Below are 16,951 nucleotides of genomic sequence, written 5' to 3' on the forward strand. Positions count from 1 at the left end.
ACCGGGCACAGGCCTTCTCTCGGAAAATGGACCTCCAGAGTCTACGGGTGGAAAAGCGCACTCGACGACAGACCTCAGCCAGGAGCATCACACATGCACGACGACCGTCCAGCCATCGGCGGCGCATTCGGAACAGTGGCCATGGCCGCATATCGCCCGAACGCCGAACTCTTCGGACGCCAATTGCGATCGATACGCGACCAGAGCCATCGCGACTTCGAGTGTGTGATCTCGGCAGACGGCGAACCAGAGGAACTCGCCGCGCTCGTCCGCGAATTCGTCGGAGACGACGGTCGGTTCCGCGTGATCGGGTACGCCGAGCGTCAGGGATTCTACGGGAACTTCGAACGTGCGGTGGCGGCCGCGAGCACGGATTCCTCCTGGATCGCACTCGCCGATCAGGACGACTTCTGGTACCCGGAGAAGCTCTCCAGCCTGCTGCCTCACCTCGAGACCCACTCGCTGGTGTCCGGTCAGGCGCGAGTGGTGGAGTATCCATCAGGCAGAATCCTCACCGATGATACTCGGCGACTCGACGTATCTCCCGAGTCGTTCGTCCTCACGAACCAGTTCACCGGAAGTCTGTGCATCTTCCGCCGTGACGTGCTCGAACTCGCCCTTCCCTTCCCACGGATGTCGACGCCTTCGGAAGTACACGACCACTGGATCGCCCTCTGCGCCTCGGTCCAGGCCGGGACCGTCGTCGTGGACGACGTGGTTCAGGACTACGTCCAGCACGATGCCAACGTCGTGGGTGAAATGCTCGCAGACGACGCCCCGATCGTGCCTTCGGCATCATGGGCCACTGTGCGCAGAATCGCAGATCGGTATGAAGGATCGCACGGACCACGCGCCATAGCGCGCGCAGTGTTCAAGGTCTCCGTCGGGTGGCGACAGCTCTTGGTCGAGACGCTCGCACAGCGCATCGGCGGTACAGACGGGCTATCGCGGATTCTCGCCCTCTACGGCAGGAAGCGACGTCTCGGCCCGACGCTGAGGTTTGTCCGAGACGCCGAGCGTCGTGGCTTGGTGGCCCGTCGAAGCGTCATCGAATACGTCGGAGGCTGGGTGGCAGGATGGTTCGTCCGGGGTCGGAGGATTGCGCTGCCGCCTGCGCCCGAGGGCACCGCCGACCGCGACCCGTCATGACCGCGCTACGCGCTCCCCGCGCCAGCGCACCGCTCTGACACGGGACATCGTCGACTGGCTGATGCGGCCAAGTCGACCGCCCCGCCCGTCGCGCCATCCGACCCACAGCACACGGACGAAGGCGCCCCGCGGACGGGCGAACGCCATAGCCACTCCGAAATGCGCGAGGTCCCGGTTCCGTTCGTTTCGCAGCAGCGCCGGGTCGAGATCAAGGTAACGACGCGTGATGACCACGCGATTGCGGGCGCGGTAGTAGTACCGGAACGGCGTGCTGAGCGTGGTGCTCACGGTCCGGCCCAACATGCGCATGGACTGGATCTGGCCGAGCTCGTGCGGAAGATCGACGCCGACCGCTGCGACGGATGCCAGTCCATGCTTGAGAGCCCTGAGGTAGTACTCCACGTCCACGAGGTCGATGAAGAGTTCCTCGTCGAAGAGTCCAATTGTCTTCAGCGCCGAAGCGGTGACGAGCATTCCGGATTGGATGGGCCGCAACGCCTCGACGAATCCGGAACCGAGATCCCTGCCCGTCTGATCCACACCCGCGAACGTCGCAGGTGCAACGATGCCCGCGGGAAGGCCGGCGGCCACGGCGCGATCGAGCGTCGCCTTCAGCTGGTCGACGAATGCGTCCGGCAAGCGACTGTCCTGATCGAGTGTGATCAGCAGGTCCTGCTCAGCGAGAGAGGAGGCGCGGATGCCGGCATTCAGGGCTGCGGCGATTCCGCTGTTCTCCTCCAACGCTACGACTGTCGCTCCCGCGCCCTCGACGGCATCCAGGGTCTCTCGATATTCGGGCCCGCTCCCGTCGTCGACGACGATGACGGCATCGACCTGCCGTACCGTGCGTGCCACGTTCTCGAGGACCGTCTCGTCCGGGTGGAAGACGGACATCACGGCGAACACGCGTCGCTCAGGCGCAGAACTCATGACTCGATTGTCGCGCAGCAAGTCCACCGTCGACGTCGGCGCCCGTGGCGCACATGGTCGTCCCACTCTCGATCGATAGAATCCTGGAATGCCAACCCCGCTGGAGCGAACGCTGATCGTCATGCCCGCTCTCAACGAAGAGTCGAATGTGGGGACGGTCGTCGCGGAGGTCTTCGCCAAACTGCGGGGCATCTCCTGCCTCGTGATCGATGACGGTTCGCAGGATGAAACGGCCCGCGCTGCGGCACGAGCCGGCGCGCGTGTTGCGCAGCTGCCATACAACCTCGGCGTCGGCGGCGCGATGCGGCTCGGCTTCCGATTCGCTGTAGAGAACGGCTACGCCAATGTGGTGCAGGTGGATTCCGACGGCCAACACGATCCGGCGGCGGTACCTGAACTCGTCGCGGCACTCGACGACGCGGACATCGTGATCGGCGCCCGTTTCGCAGGCAAAGGATCGTATGACGTTCACGGTCCCCGGCGCTGGGCCATGTCCCTGCTGTCCGTGGTCATCAGCCGCATCGCCGGGACCAAGCTCGTCGACACGACCTCCGGTTTCAAGGCGATGGGGCCGCGAGCCGTTGCACTCTTCTCCTCCAACTATCCCGCCGAGTATCTGGGCGACACGATCGAAGCACTCGTCATCGCGTCGAAGGCGGGATTGAGGATCAAGCAGATCCCCGCTGAGATGCGCGAGCGCGCAGGCGGGAAGCCGTCTCACAATCCGATCAAGTCCGCTGTCTATCTGGCGAGGGCCGCCCTCGCGCTCCTCGTCGGACTGCTTCGCCCCGCGACTCCTATTCCTGGAGACGAATCATGACCACCGCCAGTTATGTGCTCGGCGTCGTTTCGGCGCTGCTCGTGCTCGTCATCGTCGTCGAAATGCTCCGGCGCAGGCGACTGCGAGAGCGACACGCGCTGTGGTGGCTTGTCGCAGGCGTGCTGGCTCTTATCGCCGGCGTGTTCCCACGCACACTCGAGTGGGCTGCGCAACTCGTAGGAGTGCAGCTTCCTACCAACCTCATCTTCTTCGTGAGCATCGCCATCCTGTTCCTGGTATGTCTGCAGCACGCGGCCGAATTGACGACAGTGGAGGCGAAGACCCGCACACTCGCGGAGCAGGCCGCCCTTCAGGAGTTGCGCATCCGCGAACTGGAACGGCAGCTCAACGGAACCGATCGCCTGACCGTGGAGCGCGACGAGACCTGAGGCTCATCGCTCCGATCGGCTTCCGCTCCGTCGCACGTTCGGTCTGCGCCCAGTCGCACAGCCTCGACCGGTAAACTCGCTCGGTCCCCACGGACGCGACGACGGCTGACATGAGCGGTCGCGCCGAGACGTCCAACACGAGCGAAGGGTTCCGGTGTGCGCGTAGTAGCGGTGGTCGTCGCCTACAACAGACGCGATTTGCTGCTCGAATGCGTCGAAGCACTTCACGCGCAATCTCGACCGCTCGACGGGGTCGTTGTCGTCGACAATGCGTCGACCGATGGCTCAGCAGAGGCCCTCGAAGCTGCCTTCCCCGACGTGGACGTGCAACGGCTCCCCATCAATACCGGAGGCGCCGGCGGCTTCACCGTCGCCATCGAACACGCCATCAGCGCTCACCATGCTGACCTCATCTGGGTTATGGATGACGACACGATCCCAACGTCGACAGCGTTGGAGTCGATGCTCGACGCGCGATCGGCGGCGCGTGAGACACCCGCCATCCTCGCGTCGCGCGTCGTGTGGACCGATGGACTCGACCATCCGATGAACACACCGCGTCGCAAGCCCCTCGTTTCCCGGCAGGAACAGCGTGATGCCGACGCCGTGGAATCGGTGCCGATTCGGTCGGCGTCCTTCGTCTCAATGCTCGTCGAGGCTGAAGCCGTGCGAGCTGCGGGACTTCCCGTTGCCGAGTACTTCATCTGGAACGACGACTTCGAGTTCACGTCTCGCGTTCTTCGTTCGCGACGCGGACTCTTCGTGCCTGCGAGCGTCGTGCTGCACAAGACCAAGGCTCGAGCAGACACGGATGCCGATCCTGGAGAACGGTTCTACTACGAGGTCCGCAACAAGCTCTGGCTCTTCCGCCGCTCCCCCGCTCTCGCCTGGTTCGAGTATCCGCTGTATGTGGGCGCCACGGCGCGACGGTGGCTAAGGACGTATCGCCGATCAGCCGATCGGTCCACGATCGCACGCACGTTCCGCGCGGGCTGGAGTGACGGGATCCGCCGGTCCCCCCGACGCAACAGTGCGTTCCTGGAGACGCTCGGCGTCGATGTCTCTCCGATCCAGGAGTTCGAGGAGACCGCACGATGACGGCTCTCCCCGGATTCTCGCTGCTCCTGCCTGTCTACAATGGGGACTCGGCCGGCTTCCTCCTTCGAGCTTTCCGTAGTTCCGTCACCGATCAATCCGTGAGGCCATCCGAGGTCGTGCTGGTTCAGGACGGACCGGTCTCGGCGTCGCTGGTGTCAGCGATAGCCGAATTGGATCGGTCGACGCCGGTTCCCCTGAAGATCGTCATCCTCCCGGAGAACCGCGGGCTCGCTGAAGCACTCACTGCAGGCTTGGAGGCCTGCGCCTTCGAAGTCGTCGCGCGAATGGACGCGGACGACGTCTCGGAGCCGCGCCGCTTCGAGGTGCAGTTGGGACTCGTCGCTCAGGGCTATGAGCTGGTGGGCAGCGGATTGCACGAGTTCTCCGAATCGGGCGGCGAGGTGAGCCTCGGTGTACGGCGAACCCCGCCGGTGGAGCCGGACGACATCGTGCGCTACGCACGGTTCCACGACCCCTTCAACCACCCGACCGTCGTCTACACGAAGTCTGCTGTGAAGCGCGCAGGCGGATATCAGCCACTGGGAATGATGGAGGACTACTGGCTCTTCGCCAGGATGATCGCCTCGGGGGTACGCGCGACCAACTCTCCCGAAGCCTTGGTACGGTACCGGATCTCATCGGGTGCCTACAACCGCCGCGGCGGAATCCGTCTGCTGCGCAGCGAATGGATGTTGCAGCGCGCATTCCGTAGGAGCGGTTTCACCACACGAACGCAGTTCATCCGCAACATCGTGGTGCGCGGCGGCTACCGGCTGGTTCCGGAACCGCTTCGTCGCCGGGCGTACCGCAAGTTGATCGTCGGCGACCAGGGCCACCACGCCGCGAGCGTCGGGCGCTGACCTCGGCGCTGCAGCGATCGTGGATTGCCCTGGACGCCAGTCAGTTGCAGCCGGTGATTCGATAGAGCGCGGCGTCGCCTACGTGGTCAACGAGTGCGACCGCCGCCGAGGTACTCAGATGGTGTACGCCAGGGTACTGATCGGTGTGACCGAACACGCCCTTCGTACCGAAGTCCAACGCGTACGTCACACCTTCCGCATGGACCGCCCGACAGACGGCAGAGTCGGGTTTCGCGCTTCGCAGGGACTGCAGGATCAGGTTCTCCGCGTCGCTTCTGGCACCGTAGATGTGCGGGGCGATCACCCTGCGATCCGCCAGAGCCCACGTCAACGCCGTTCCGGTCCATGGATCCCCGGCGATCACGGCATCGGCTGGCACTTCACCGGGGAGACGCTCGATGAGCGCTCGCTCGTCGGTGGACAGTAGGCGCGCTTTGGCGGTCAGCGCGTAGTTGTGTTTCGCCCATCCCGTGGCTGCCACCATCGACCGTTCCAGCTGGGCCGCCCCGCCGAGCACCACGACGAGCACGACTGTCACGATAGCCACAAGCCGAGGAGCCGACGCCCGGTCTTTGAACCGGGCCGACTTGCGCAGCAACTGCGCCGCAAGCTCCCCCAGCCAGATGACCCCGACCGTGGCGAGTGGCGCCAAGACGAGCGGGAATAGCGCAATGATTCGGTAGATGTCGCTGTACCAGGTGCCTGTGAAGATGAGCCTGAGGTGGCCGAGCGGAAGCGTCGCCGTCAGGTAGAAGAGCAGCTCGACGGCTGCGGCTGAAATGACCAGCCACCGGTTGCGTCGCTTGACGAAAGTGGCGACCACGCCGACGATGGCCAGGGCGGTGACGACGAATGCCGGTATGTCACCGTACTCGGCATTGAGGAGACCCATGTAGAGAGCGGCCTTGCGTCCTTCAATAGGCCCCCAGGTCGCCGCGGCCGAAGGCGGCCGTACCAGCCAGAAGACGATGAGCAGTACGGCGGCTCCGACGACTCCGGATGCGATGCAGACGATCAGCCGCCGCCGACCCGTTTCCCGCAGAGTCCACCGCAGCCATCTCCACCAGCCGATGGCAATCGGCGGCATTCCGACGACGAGCAGCGACACCAGTGCGTTCGGATGCGCCAGCGCGATTCCGGGCAACAGTGCCACGAAGGCGATCCAGCCCAGCACGGGGCCGAGCACGGCATCGGCGGCGAGCTTATTCGCAAGCACCAGCGTCCCGAGTCCGGCCGGAACGAGAGCGAGACCGAGGAGGTTGGGATAGAGCACGCCCCACGAGACGAGCGTGAGCGGGAAGGCAGCCAGACCGATGGACATGACGCCGCCAGCCAGCAGTGCAAGCGGACGTGGGCCCATGACCTGCCGGATAAGGAACACACATGAGAGCGGCCAGATGACACCACCGATCACGATGCTGAACGCATTCGCCGTGACGGGTACCGACGCACCGCTCAGTTCAGCGATGAGCGCCGCGACGGCGTGCCAGAGATTCGGATAGAACGACCCGAAACCGTGGAATGCGTACTGCAGGTCCGAGAACGTAAGTGGACTCGCCTCGCCGGTGTCGATGATGTATCGCATTCCGTTGAGGTGGAAGTTGTTGTCGAACGTCTGCGAGATGCCATCCGGCGCGGCGAACACGTACGCGAAACGGATCGCGACAGCGAGGAACGCGATGACCGTTGCACCCGAAGCAACCCAGCCGACCGTCCGGGGGTCCCTGGCAAGAGGAGCGACCCCGAATCGGCGCGTCAGCCATCGGGTCACGAGTGCGACAACGGCTACTACGACGACCACGCCCAGGGTGACCGTGCCGAGATTCCACGTCAGGTGCGGCACGCCGTATATGAGAGCGAGCACCGTGTACACGGTCATCGAGAGTCCCGGTGCGAGCCCCCACGCCGTGATGCCCCGCGCGGTCGCCGCATAGGCGATGACCAGACCGGGGATCATCACCAGGGCTATCCCCGCGGCGATAGGCGGGACGAGCACCCACCAGCTCATCGGAAGTCCGCGTCGTGAGAACTTTGTCCACCACGAGTCGAGGACACGCAGGACGTCGGGGGGCGATGCACGCCGGAAACCCTAGCATCGGCACTACCCGACAACGCTCAGACAACGCCCGAGCGTCGCGCCTCGCATTCTCGGGGGCTGTGCCGGACTCCCAGTCGCCGTCCCGTACACTTGATGGCTGGTCAAGGTGCTGTCACATCGTCGACCCCGCTCACCTGAAAGACAGGCATACGTGAACCCAGATCTCATCGTCGTCGGCTCCGGTTTCTTCGGGCTCACCGTCGCAGAGCGTGTGGCCGACGACCTCGGGCTCAAGGTGCTGGTCATCGACCGTCGCTCGCACATCGGTGGAAACGCCTACAGCGCTTCCGAGCCGGAGACCGGGATCGAGGTGCACCAGTACGGCGCGCACCTGTTCCACACGTCGAACGTGCCCGTCTGGGAGTACGTCAACCGCTTCACGAAGTTCACGTCGTATGTGCATCGCGTGTACACGAATTACCGCGGCGAGGTCTACCCGCTCCCCATCAACCTCGGCACCATCAACCAGTTCTTCCGTTCCGCGTACGCGCCCGCCGATGCACGCGCGCTCGTCGCCGAGCAGGCATCCGAGTTCGACACGCACAATGCCGAGAACCTCGAGCAGAAGGGCATCGCGCTCATCGGACGCCCCCTGTTCGAAGCGTTCATCCGCGACTACACCGCCAAGCAGTGGCAGACACCGGCGGACCAGCTGCCTGCGGAGATCATCAGCCGGCTGCCTGTGCGTTACACCTACGACAACCGGTATTTCAACGACACGTTCGAGGGTCTCCCCGTCGACGGATACACGGCGTGGATCGAGCGGATGGCCGACCACCCGAACATCGAGGTCCGGCTGAACACGGACTTCTTCGACGAGTCGCAGCCCATCAACAAGCAGGCCGTCGTCGGGCAGATCCCCGTCGTCTACACCGGTCCGGTCGACCGGTACTTCGACTACAGCGGCGGCACGCTGTCCTGGCGCACGCTCGACTTCGAGCAGGAGGTCTTGCCGATCGGCGACTTCCAGGGCACCCCGGTGATGAACTACGCGGATGCCGCGGTGCCGTACACGCGCATCCACGAGTTCCGGCACTTCCACCCCGAGCGTGAGTACCCGGACGACAAGACCGTGATCATGCGCGAGTTCTCGCGTTTCGCGAACCACGACGACGAGCCCTACTACCCCGTAAACACCGCGGACGACCGGCAGAGCCTGCTCAGCTACCGCGATCTTCAGGACGGCGAGCCGAACGTCTTTTTCGGTGGGCGTCTCGGCACGTACAAGTACCTCGACATGCACATGGCGATCGGGTCGGCCCTGTCGATGTACTCGAACAAGCTCCAGCCGCTCCTCTCCCGTACGGCGGCCTGAGTCCCATGTCTCGAACCATGGCGAGTGGGACCCGCGAGGATTTCGTGCGCCCCGGACACGGAGCAGGTCTCCTCGACGTCTTCCGCAAGCGGTATCTGCTGTCGCTGCTCGTGCGCAAAGAAGTCCAGGTCCGGTACCGCGGATCGGTACTTGGGTGGCTGTGGTCCTACGTCAAGCCGCTCACGCAGTTCGCCGTCTTCTTCCTCGCTCTCGGAATCTTCCTCCAGCAGAACCAGAGCATAGAAAATTACCCGATCTACATGTTCAGCGGCCTCGTCGTCGTGAACCTATTCAGCGAGGCGTTCAGCAACGGCACCAAATCACTTGTCGACAATGCGCCGCTCATCAAGAAGATCTACCTGCCCCGCGAGATGTTTCCGGTCGCATCCACACTGGTCGCCTTCGTGAACTTCCTTCCCCAGGTGATCGTTCTGTTCGGCGTGAGTCTGATTGTCGGGTGGCATCCGGACGGGGTGCAGGCGTTCGCCTTCATCGTCGGCATGGTCATCATCGTGCTCTTCGCGACCGGCCTCGGCATGTTGTTCGGCTCCGTCAACGTGCTGTTCCGCGACGCCCAGAATTTCGTGGAACTGATCGTGCTCGTCGCCACCTGGGCATCCCCGGTTCTGTACCAGTGGCAGATGGTGGCGAAGGTCCTGCCACCCCCGCTGATGTTCGTCTACCAGATCAATCCGCTGACCGCCGCGGTCGAGTTGTTCCATACGTCTTTCTGGTATCCCACGACGCGCGGAGGTTCGACGATGCCACCTGATCTTCCGTTGTTCGCGGTCATCGCCCTCGTCATATCCATCGCCACGCTGCTCATCGGGCAGCTGGTGTTCCGTCGCCTGGAGAATCGCTTTGCCCAAGATCTCTGAGCCTCCAAGGGACACTCGCGTCGTCATCGACGACGTGCGCAAGACCTTCAAACTCCGCCACACGCATTCCCTCAAGGAGACGTTCATCGCGGCACTGCGGCGTCGTCAGATCTCGACGATGTTCAATGCTCTGGACGAAGTCTCTTTCACCATCGGAGAGGGCGAATCGGTCGCGCTCCTCGGATTCAACGGATCCGGCAAGTCCACGCTCCTCAAGCTCATCTCGGGCGTCTTCCAGCCCGACTCGGGACGTGTGCTGACACGGGGACGCGTTGCCGGCCTGATCGAAGTGGGTGCCGGATTCCATCCGGATCTCTCCGGTCGCGAGAACGTCTTCCTGAACGCCGCCATCCTCGGCATGTCCCGCAAGGAGATCGAAGAACGATTCGACGAGATCGTGGAATTCTCCGAGATCGGCGACTTCATCGACACCGAGGTGAAGCACTACTCCTCTGGCATGTTCCTGCGCCTGGCCTTCTCAGTTGCCATCCACACCGAGGTCGACGTTCTTCTCGTCGACGAGATCCTCTCCGTCGGCGACGAGCCCTTTCAGCGCAAGTGCCTCGCCAAAGTGAGGGAATTGCACGCCAACGGCAAGACGCTCGTCGTCGTGAGTCACGATTTGGACATGGTCGCCGACCTCTGCGAGCGTGGAATCCTCCTCAGACGCGGTCGGATGGTCTTCGACGGCCCGTCTCATGAGGCCGTCGCACTGATGCGGGCGAACGAGGATTGACGCGAAACGAACGGAAGAGCAGATGAGCGACGAATCCACCGAAACCATCCTGCAGAGAGTCATCTTCCCCGAGCACGGCGATCCTCAGGCGCTCCCCCTTTTCCTGGATCCGGAAACCTGGACGTGGTCGAGCAACCGTGAATCGGACGCCGACTTCATGGCCAAGATCCGAGGCGTCTTCAACGAGGGGCATGACCGTGAGCCTTTGCGGCTGACCAATCGTTCCGGTCTCGGCTGGCTTCGCGGGCGGAGGGGGGTTCGCGTGCCGTCCTTCCGCAGCGTTTCCCTCGCAACCTATTTCAACGCTTTCCCCGCCAGTTACTGGGTTGCATGGACCAACTTGACTGCGGTCACGCTTCGTGTGCAGACCAAGGGCACGGGGCGCATCGTGGTCTTCCGTTCCAACGCCCGCGGCGTCGTCCAGCGCGTCGACGGCGTCGAGGTGGGAGGCCGTGCGACGACCTCGACGTTCGATATCCCACTCACGTCCTTCCTCGACGGCGGATGGCTGTGGTTCGACTTGGTGGCAAGCGAGGACGCCCTCGAACTCGTCCAGGCGGATTGGCTCGCCCCTGAGAACACCGTCGCCGTCACGCACGGCACCGCCACAGTTTCGATCACCACCCTCAACCGAGGCGAATACTGTTCCCGGCTGCTGAGCGAGATCGGCAAGGACAAGGAGGCCTCCGCCCTTCTCGACCGCGTGCTCGTGGTCGACCAGGGATCGCAACTGCTCACGGACGACCCGGGCTTCCCTGAGGCGCGGGAGAATCTCGACGGCAAGCTCACGGTACTTCGGCAGGCAAACATCGGCGGATCCGGTGGCTTCTCGCGCGGCATGCTCGAGGTCGTCGAACGCGGCGAATCCGACTACGTCATCCTCCTCGACGACGACGTGGAGATCGAACCGGAGAGCATTCGCCGTGCGGTGATGTTCGCCAACTTCAGCACCCGTCCGGCGATCGTCGGTGGGCACATGTTCGACATGTACGACAAGGCCCGCCTCCATGCATACGCGGAGGGTATCCGCTGGAAGCCGTTCATGTGGGGGCCGTTCACGCCCGATCGCCACGATTTCGGGCAGTCGAACCTCCGCCAGACACCATGGCTGCATCGTCGATACGACGTCGACTACAACGGCTGGTGGATGTCACTGCTCCCCGTCTCCGTGATCAAGGAGATCGGCCTCTCCTTGCCGGTCTTCATCAAGTGGGACGACGCGGAGTTCTCTCTTCGCGCGCGCGAACACGGGGTACCCACCGTCACGCTCCCCGGAGCTGCCGTCTGGCACGTCTCGTGGGTCGACAAGGATGACTCGCACGACTGGCAGGCGTTCTTCCACGCCCGCAACCGCCTGGTCGCCGCCCTTCTGCATTCACCGGAAAAACGCGGCGGCAAGCTGTGGCGAGCGAACCTCGCCGGCGATGTGAAGAATCTTCTCACCATGGACTACTACACGGTCGCGATGCGCATGGAAGCGATCCGGAACGTCTACGAAGGTCCCGGCGGACTTCACCGCGACATGCTGGACCGACTGCCTCGCGTCCGTGAGCTGGGAAGACGCTTCAAAGAAGCGACCATCATCAAGGAAACGGCCGACATCCCTCACTTCTCCGCTCGGGAGATCATGTCGGTGACGACCGGCAAGTCGGATCCCGGTCCCCGCGGCGTCGCCTTCGCCGTGTGGATGCTCCGTCAGGTCGCACGACACAGTCGCAAGGTGACGACGGATGTGAGCAAGCCCCACGGTCATCTCGCCTATCAGGATGCCCGCTGGTTCGAGGTCCCCGATTGGGACAGTGTGCTGATCAGTCGTGCGGAGGGCTCCGGCGCCACGTGGCATGTGCGCGACCCGCGCAAGTTCCGCAAGCTGCTGCGCGAGTCGATCAGGCTCAACCTGCGGTACCGGAGGGAGTGGGACCGCCTGGCACATGAGTATCGCGCCGCGCTCCCGCAGATCACATCCCTCGAGACCTGGCGTACAACGCTCGAGGGCGCCCGCATCGAATCGCCGAGCGACGCTCACACGAACGCATAGCCAGTCGTCCGACGGAAAGGGCTGCGGTGGTGGAATCACCACATCAGCCCTTTCCGAGTCAGCGGTCTCCCGCTTCGCACACAGCGTGTGACCCGGCCGTCACTCGGCCGTGACGAGGTTCTCCAGGTAGGCGCCGTACCCGCTCTTGACAAGTGGCGCGGCCAGTGCGAGCAGCTGTTCCGTGTCGATCCACCCCGCTCTCCACGAGATCTCCTCGATGCACCCGATCTTGGTGCCCTGCCGGTCTTCGATCACGCGGACGTACTCCGAGGCCTGCATCATTGACTCGAACGTGCCCGTGTCGAGCCACGCCGTTCCGCGATCGAGCACCTGCACATTGAGCGTCCCTGCCTGCAGATACCGTTCGTTGACGGTCGAGATCTCCAACTCGCCGCGCGCGCTCGGCTCGATCGTCTTCGCGATCTCGACGACGTCGTTGTCGTAGAAGTACAGCCCCGGCACCGCGTAGTTGCTCTTGGGCTGCTCCGGCTTTTCCTCGATCGATACGGCCTTGAAGTCATCATCGAACTCCACCACGCCATATGCACGCGGATTGCTCACGTGGTACGCGAAGATCGTGGCACCGGCGTCGTTCGTCACGTGCCGGAGCGCGGTTCCGAGCCCTGTTCCGTGGAAGATGTTGTCGCCGAGCACGAGGGCTACCGATTCGTCACCGATGAACTCCTCGCCGATGATGAATGCCTGCGCGAGCCCGTCCGGTGAGGGCTGAACCGCGTATTCGAGACGCAGTCCCAGGTCCGATCCGTCACCAAGCAAAGCCTGGAACTGATCGTTGTACTCCGGGGTCGTGATGATCAGGATCTCGCGGATGCCCGCCATCATCAGCGTCGACAATGGGTAGTAGATCATCGGCTTGTCGTAGATCGGCATCAGCTGCTTCGAGATGCCCTTGGTGATCGGCCACAGACGCGTGCCGGATCCGCCGGCCAGGATGATGCCCCGCATGTCAGTTCGCTCCGTTCAGCGAGGCGTAGAACGCCTTCGCAGCGCCGTAGTCGGGCAGAAGACCCTGCTCGCGGGCCTCGGCGAGGGTGGGTGCGCCCGTGTCCTTGGGCGAGAGCAGCAGCTCCCCCGCCGGGAGCGGGAACTCCAGGGCGAGTTCGGGGTCGAGGGGGTTGATGCCGTGCTCGCGTCCCGGGTTGTAGACGTCCGTGACGAGGTAGCTCACCGTCGCGTCGTCGGTCAACGCCACGAAGCAGTGACCCAGTCCCTCGGGGACGTAGATGGCGCGACGGTCGACGTCGTCGAGGAGGACGGTGTCCCAGGTGCCGAAAGCGGGTGAGCCGGTGCGGATGTCGATCGCGAAGTCCAGGACGGCGCCGCGGGTGCACGTGACGTACTTCGCCTGGCTCGGGGGGATGTCCGCGAAGTGGATGCCACGCACGGAGCCTTTGCGAGACACCGAGGTGTTCCCCTGGCGGAGGTTCAGCGAGTGGCCGACGACCTCTTCCAGCCGGTCGAACCGGTACCACTCCAGGAACACTCCGCGGTCGTCCGGGTGCTGCACGGGGGTGATCTCGTAGGCGTCGGGCACGGTCAGCTCGCGGATTTGCACCGGGAGAGTCTACCAATGGGCCTTCGGTAGACTCGGCCGCAGTCTCTCGACCAGAAAGCCTCCGCACATCGCATGAAGATCCTCGTCACCGGCGGTGCCGGTTTCATCGGCTCGAACTTCGTCCACTATCTGATCGACAACACCGATCATCGTGTGACGGTGCTCGACAAGCTCACCTACGCGGGCAACCTCGCCTCGCTCGACGGCCTCCCCGCCGGCCGCTTCACCTTCGTGAAGGGCGATATCGCGGATGCCGAGCTCGTCGACGGCCTGTTCGCGGATCATGACGCCGTCGTGCACTACGCGGCCGAGAGTCACAACGACAACTCGCTCTCGGATCCCGAGCCGTTCGTGCACACGAACCTCGTCGGGACGTTCACGCTGCTGGAAGCGGCCCGCAAGCATGGCATCCGCTACCACCACATCTCCACGGACGAGGTCTACGGCGACCTCGAGCTGGACGATCCTGCGAAGTTCACGGAGTCGACGCCGTACAACCCCTCGAGCCCCTACTCGTCGACGAAGGCGGGAAGCGACCTGCTCGTGCGCGCCTGGGTGCGTTCGTTCGGGGTCAAGGCGACCATCTCCAACTGCTCGAACAACTACGGTCCCTATCAGCACGTCGAGAAGTTCATCCCCCGGCAGATCACGAATGTGCTGGGCGGCGAACGCCCGAAGCTGTACGGATCGGGCGAGAACGTGCGGGACTGGATCCACGCCGACGACCATTCGTCAGCAGTGCTCACCATCCTCGAGAAGGGCCGCATCGGCGAGACCTACCTCATCGGCGCCGACGGCGAGAAGAACAACAAGGAAGTCGTCGAACTGATCTTGACCGAATTGGGGCAGCCGGCGGATGCCTACGATCTCGTCGCCGACCGGCCCGGCCACGACCTGCGCTACGCGATCGACTCGACGAAGCTGCGCACGGAGCTCGGCTGGACCCCCCGCTACGGCGACTTCGCCGCGGGTCTCGCAGCGACCATCCAGTGGTACAAGGACCACGAGAACTGGTGGGGACCGCAGAAGAAGGCCACCGAGGACCGTTACAGGACGCAGGGGCAGTAGCGGCATGCGCTACCTGATCACGGGCGCATCCGGGATGCTCGGTCACGATCTGCAGTCGGCTCTTGGCGACCGTGAGGTGACCGCCCTCTCCCGTGCCGAACTCGACGTCACTGACCGCGCGGCGGTGACCGCGGCGGTCGCTGGGCACGACGTCGTCTTCAACGCATCCGCTTACACGAAGGTCGACGACGCGGAGACGCACGAGGACCTCGCCTATGCGGTCAACGCCCTCGGCGTCGAGAACCTCGCCATCGCGTCACGGGATGCCGGCGCTCGACTCGTCACGATCTCGACGGACTACGTCTTCCAGGGCGACGCTCTCGCCCCGTACGCCGAGGATGCTCCGCGCGACCCGCTGAACGCGTACGGACGCACGAAGGCCGCCGGTGAAGAACTCGCGTTGGCCGCGCATCCCGAAGGCACGTCCATCGTTCGCACCGCCTGGCTCTATGGCTCCTACGGGCCGAACTTCGTGAAGACGATGCTCCGTCTCGCTGCGTCGCACGAGACGGTGAGCGTCGTGGACGATCAGGTGGGCCAGCCGACCTGGACGGCAGATCTCGCTGCGCAACTCGTGCATCTGATCGACTCCGAGGCCCCGGCAGGTATCTATCACGGCACGGCGAGCGGCGAGACCACCTGGTTCGGCCTCGCCCGTGCGGCGTTCCAACGTTCCGGGCTCGATCCCGCGCGAGTGCAGCCGACCACGAGCGATGCCTTCGTCCGCCCGGCGCCCCGCCCTGCATATTCGGTTCTCGGTCACGACGCGTGGCAAGCGGCCGGTCTGCCGGTGATGCGAGACTGGCGTGACGCGCTGGCCGACGCGTTCGATCGAAAGGTGTTCGATGACAACCCTGAGGGTGATCGTTGACGATGTCCTCAGCGACGTGCCTGATGGAGCGTCGCGGTACAGCCTGGAACTGACCAAGCAGCTGATCGCGACCGCGCCGCGCGGATGCGTTGTCGAGGGCGTGATCGCCGCGCACGATGAGGCGGACCGTCGACGCCTCCAGGAGCTCCTGCCCGGCCTCGCCGAGGTGCATTCGCTGCCCGTCGGCTCCCGTGAGGTGGCGCTGGCATGGCAGATGGGGGTCAAGCTGCCGATGGGCGGCGGGCTGATCCATGCTCCGAGCCTTCTCGCGCCGCTGTTCCGTCATGACACGGACGACCTGGACCAGACGACCGTCACCGTGCATGATGCCTCGGCGTGGACGTCATCCGAGAAGCTCGGCCTCTCCCAGACCGCCTGGCAGAAGGCGATGTTCAAGCGCGCACGCAAGTTCGCCGACGCCATCGTCGTCCCGACCCACGCCGTGGCCGATCAGCTGGAGGATGTCGCTCACCTGGGTGACCGCATCCGAGTGATCGGCGGTGCGCCCTCGGACTCGCTGCGGGTACCGGCGGATGCGGATGCCCGCGCAGCCCGCCTGCGCCTGCCCGAGCGGTACGTCGCCACCGTCTCGAGCCTCGATCCGCGCAAGGGCCTCCGCGAGCTGCTGAAGGCGATGAGCCATCCGCTGCTGAACGGGATTCCTTTGATCGTCGTCGGCCCCGAGGAGTTCCGTGGCGAGACGATCAGCACCGTCGCCATGGAATGCGGGCTGCCGGAGGGGCGCGTGCATGTGCTCGGCACGCTCGGCGACGAGGATCTCGCCGTGGTGCTGAGCCGCGCGAGCGTCTTCGCGTATCCGAACCTGGCATCCGGATTCGGTCTGCCCGTCATCGAGGCGATGCGCTTCGGCACGCCCGTTGTGCACTCCGACGACCCCGCCGTGCGCGAGGTCGCGTTCGGGGCCGGCATCGCCGTGCCGCGAGAGGACGTGAAGGGATATCCCGAGCGTCTGGCGCAGGCGATTGCTGCGGTGCTTGCCGATCCGGGCGTGCAGGAACGGTTGCGGTTCGCCGGGATGGATCGTTCCGCAGCATTCAGCTGGCGCGATTCCGCGGAGCGTGTCTGGTTGCTGCACGCCGAACTCTAAGCCTCTCGCGGCCCATT

General features: G+C 64.4%; 16 protein-coding genes and 1 pseudogene. 13 read left to right on the plus strand and 4 right to left on the minus strand.

From position 1 onward, the window contains the following. Window positions 1-141: 141 nt before the first annotated feature. Both ACX9R5_RS15750 and ACX9R5_RS15755 read left to right on the plus strand, forming a co-directional pair. A pseudogene (locus ACX9R5_RS15750) lies at window positions 142-459 on the plus strand (glycosyltransferase); the annotation flags it as partial. A gap of 27 nt (window positions 460-486) precedes the next feature. Continuing rightward, on the plus strand, window positions 487-1,149 hold the full coding sequence (locus ACX9R5_RS15755; protein WP_459410112.1) for a glycosyltransferase family protein: 663 nt from the start codon (window positions 487-489) through the stop codon (window positions 1,147-1,149). Here the strand turns inward: ACX9R5_RS15755 and ACX9R5_RS15760 are convergent. Further along, window positions 1,144-2,079, minus strand: coding sequence for a glycosyltransferase (locus ACX9R5_RS15760; protein ID WP_459409989.1), 936 nt, complete (start codon window positions 2,077-2,079; stop codon window positions 1,144-1,146). The two genes, ACX9R5_RS15755 and ACX9R5_RS15760, sit on opposite strands and share 6 nt — an antisense overlap. An 88-nt stretch (window positions 2,080-2,167) precedes the next feature. On the opposite strand from ACX9R5_RS15760, the gene ACX9R5_RS15765 reads away from it, so the two are divergent. From ACX9R5_RS15765 to ACX9R5_RS15780, 4 genes are all read left to right on the plus strand, one after another. Next, a complete protein-coding gene (locus ACX9R5_RS15765; protein ID WP_459409990.1) occupies window positions 2,168-2,899 on the plus strand; it encodes a glycosyltransferase family 2 protein in 732 nt (243 codons plus the stop codon). After that, window positions 2,896-3,288: a DUF2304 family protein gene (locus ACX9R5_RS15770; RefSeq protein WP_459409991.1), complete on the plus strand. Its 393-nt coding sequence runs from the start codon at window positions 2,896-2,898 to the stop codon at window positions 3,286-3,288. The genes ACX9R5_RS15765 and ACX9R5_RS15770 overlap by 4 nt, the downstream gene beginning before the upstream one ends. Before the next feature lie 156 nt (window positions 3,289-3,444). Next, window positions 3,445-4,386: a glycosyltransferase family 2 protein gene (locus ACX9R5_RS15775; protein ID WP_459409992.1), complete on the plus strand. Its 942-nt coding sequence runs from the start codon at window positions 3,445-3,447 to the stop codon at window positions 4,384-4,386. Continuing rightward, entirely contained in the window at window positions 4,383-5,246 is an 864-nt protein-coding gene (locus ACX9R5_RS15780) for a glycosyltransferase (protein ID WP_459409993.1), read from the plus strand. The genes ACX9R5_RS15775 and ACX9R5_RS15780 overlap by 4 nt, the downstream gene beginning before the upstream one ends. Window positions 5,247-5,286: 40 nt before the next feature. Here the strand turns inward: ACX9R5_RS15780 and ACX9R5_RS15785 are convergent, their stop codons facing one another. Continuing rightward, window positions 5,287-7,254, minus strand: coding sequence for a DUF6541 family protein (locus ACX9R5_RS15785; protein WP_459409994.1), 1,968 nt, complete (start codon window positions 7,252-7,254; stop codon window positions 5,287-5,289). Between the two features lie 241 nt (window positions 7,255-7,495). Here ACX9R5_RS15785 and glf point away from each other — a divergent pair, with 241 nt between their 5' ends. Genes glf through ACX9R5_RS15805 form a run of 4 tightly spaced genes read left to right on the plus strand, consistent with a single transcriptional unit; the run spans window position 7,496 to window position 12,311 of the window. Next, window positions 7,496-8,659 carry a UDP-galactopyranose mutase gene (gene glf / locus ACX9R5_RS15790; RefSeq protein WP_459409995.1) on the plus strand — a complete coding sequence of 388 codons (1,164 nt, stop codon included), beginning with the start codon at window positions 7,496-7,498 and terminating at the stop codon, window positions 8,657-8,659. 17 nt (window positions 8,660-8,676) lie between these two features. Next, window positions 8,677-9,537 (plus strand): ABC transporter permease, encoded by an 861-nt coding sequence (locus ACX9R5_RS15795; RefSeq protein ID WP_459409996.1) that lies wholly within the window; start codon window positions 8,677-8,679, stop codon window positions 9,535-9,537. Next, window positions 9,521-10,273 (plus strand): ABC transporter ATP-binding protein, encoded by a 753-nt coding sequence (locus tag ACX9R5_RS15800; RefSeq protein ID WP_459409997.1) that lies wholly within the window; start codon window positions 9,521-9,523, stop codon window positions 10,271-10,273. Before ACX9R5_RS15795 ends, ACX9R5_RS15800 begins: the two co-directional genes overlap by 17 nt. 22 nt (window positions 10,274-10,295) lie before the next feature. Next, a complete protein-coding gene (locus tag ACX9R5_RS15805) occupies window positions 10,296-12,311 on the plus strand; it encodes a glycosyltransferase (protein WP_459409998.1) in 2,016 nt (671 codons plus the stop codon). Between the two features lie 99 nt (window positions 12,312-12,410). On the opposite strand, the gene rfbA is transcribed toward ACX9R5_RS15805, so the two are convergent. Both rfbA and ACX9R5_RS15815 read right to left on the minus strand, forming a co-directional pair. Further along, on the minus strand, window positions 12,411-13,277 hold the full coding sequence (gene rfbA, locus ACX9R5_RS15810) for a glucose-1-phosphate thymidylyltransferase RfbA (protein ID WP_459409999.1): 867 nt from the start codon (window positions 13,275-13,277) through the stop codon (window positions 12,411-12,413). A gap of 1 nt (window position 13,278) precedes the next feature. Continuing rightward, window positions 13,279-13,887, minus strand: a complete 609-nt coding sequence (locus tag ACX9R5_RS15815; protein WP_459410000.1) for a dTDP-4-dehydrorhamnose 3,5-epimerase family protein — start codon at window positions 13,885-13,887, stop codon at window positions 13,279-13,281. A 72-nt stretch (window positions 13,888-13,959) separates the two neighbouring features. Here ACX9R5_RS15815 and rfbB point away from each other — a divergent pair, with 72 nt between their 5' ends. From rfbB to ACX9R5_RS15830, 3 genes are read left to right on the plus strand one after another with little or no spacing between them, the layout of a single operon-like run. Next, window positions 13,960-14,955: a dTDP-glucose 4,6-dehydratase gene (gene rfbB, locus ACX9R5_RS15820; RefSeq protein ID WP_459410001.1), complete on the plus strand. Its 996-nt coding sequence runs from the start codon at window positions 13,960-13,962 to the stop codon at window positions 14,953-14,955. Between the two features lie 4 nt (window positions 14,956-14,959). Next, window positions 14,960-15,826, plus strand: coding sequence for a dTDP-4-dehydrorhamnose reductase (gene rfbD, locus ACX9R5_RS15825; RefSeq protein ID WP_459410002.1), 867 nt, complete (start codon window positions 14,960-14,962; stop codon window positions 15,824-15,826). Continuing rightward, the gene (locus ACX9R5_RS15830; RefSeq protein WP_459410003.1) at window positions 15,801-16,934 is read left to right on the plus strand and encodes a glycosyltransferase family 4 protein; all 1,134 of its coding nucleotides are present in this window, start codon (window positions 15,801-15,803) and stop codon (window positions 16,932-16,934) included. The genes rfbD and ACX9R5_RS15830 overlap by 26 nt, the downstream gene beginning before the upstream one ends. The last annotated feature ends 17 nt before the right edge of the window (window positions 16,935-16,951 follow it).

It is taken from the genome of Rathayibacter sp. CAU 1779 (assembly GCF_054551755.1).

Bases quoted from the DNA above. Each gene is read 5' to 3' on its own strand.
- ACX9R5_RS15785 (WP_459409994.1), bottom strand. From the start codon at position 7,254: ATGAGCTGGTGGGTGCTCGTCCCGCCTATCGCCGCGGGGATAGCCCTG.
- ACX9R5_RS15760 (WP_459409989.1), bottom strand. From the start codon at position 2,079: ATGAGTTCTGCGCCTGAGCGACGCGTGTTCGCCGTGATGTCCGTCTTC.
- ACX9R5_RS15770 (WP_459409991.1), top strand. From the start codon at position 2,896: ATGACCACCGCCAGTTATGTGCTCGGCGTCGTTTCGGCGCTGCTCGTG.
- ACX9R5_RS15830 (WP_459410003.1), top strand. From the start codon at position 15,801: ATGACAACCCTGAGGGTGATCGTTGACGATGTCCTCAGCGACGTGCCT.
- rfbB (WP_459410001.1), top strand. From the start codon at position 13,960: ATGAAGATCCTCGTCACCGGCGGTGCCGGTTTCATCGGCTCGAACTTC.
- rfbD (WP_459410002.1), top strand. From the start codon at position 14,960: ATGCGCTACCTGATCACGGGCGCATCCGGGATGCTCGGTCACGATCTG.
- rfbA (WP_459409999.1), bottom strand. From the start codon at position 13,277: ATGCGGGGCATCATCCTGGCCGGCGGATCCGGCACGCGTCTGTGGCCG.
- ACX9R5_RS15805 (WP_459409998.1), top strand. From the start codon at position 10,296: ATGAGCGACGAATCCACCGAAACCATCCTGCAGAGAGTCATCTTCCCC.
- ACX9R5_RS15780 (WP_459409993.1), top strand. From the start codon at position 4,383: ATGACGGCTCTCCCCGGATTCTCGCTGCTCCTGCCTGTCTACAATGGG.
- ACX9R5_RS15765 (WP_459409990.1), top strand. From the start codon at position 2,168: ATGCCAACCCCGCTGGAGCGAACGCTGATCGTCATGCCCGCTCTCAAC.
- ACX9R5_RS15795 (WP_459409996.1), top strand. From the start codon at position 8,677: ATGGCGAGTGGGACCCGCGAGGATTTCGTGCGCCCCGGACACGGAGCA.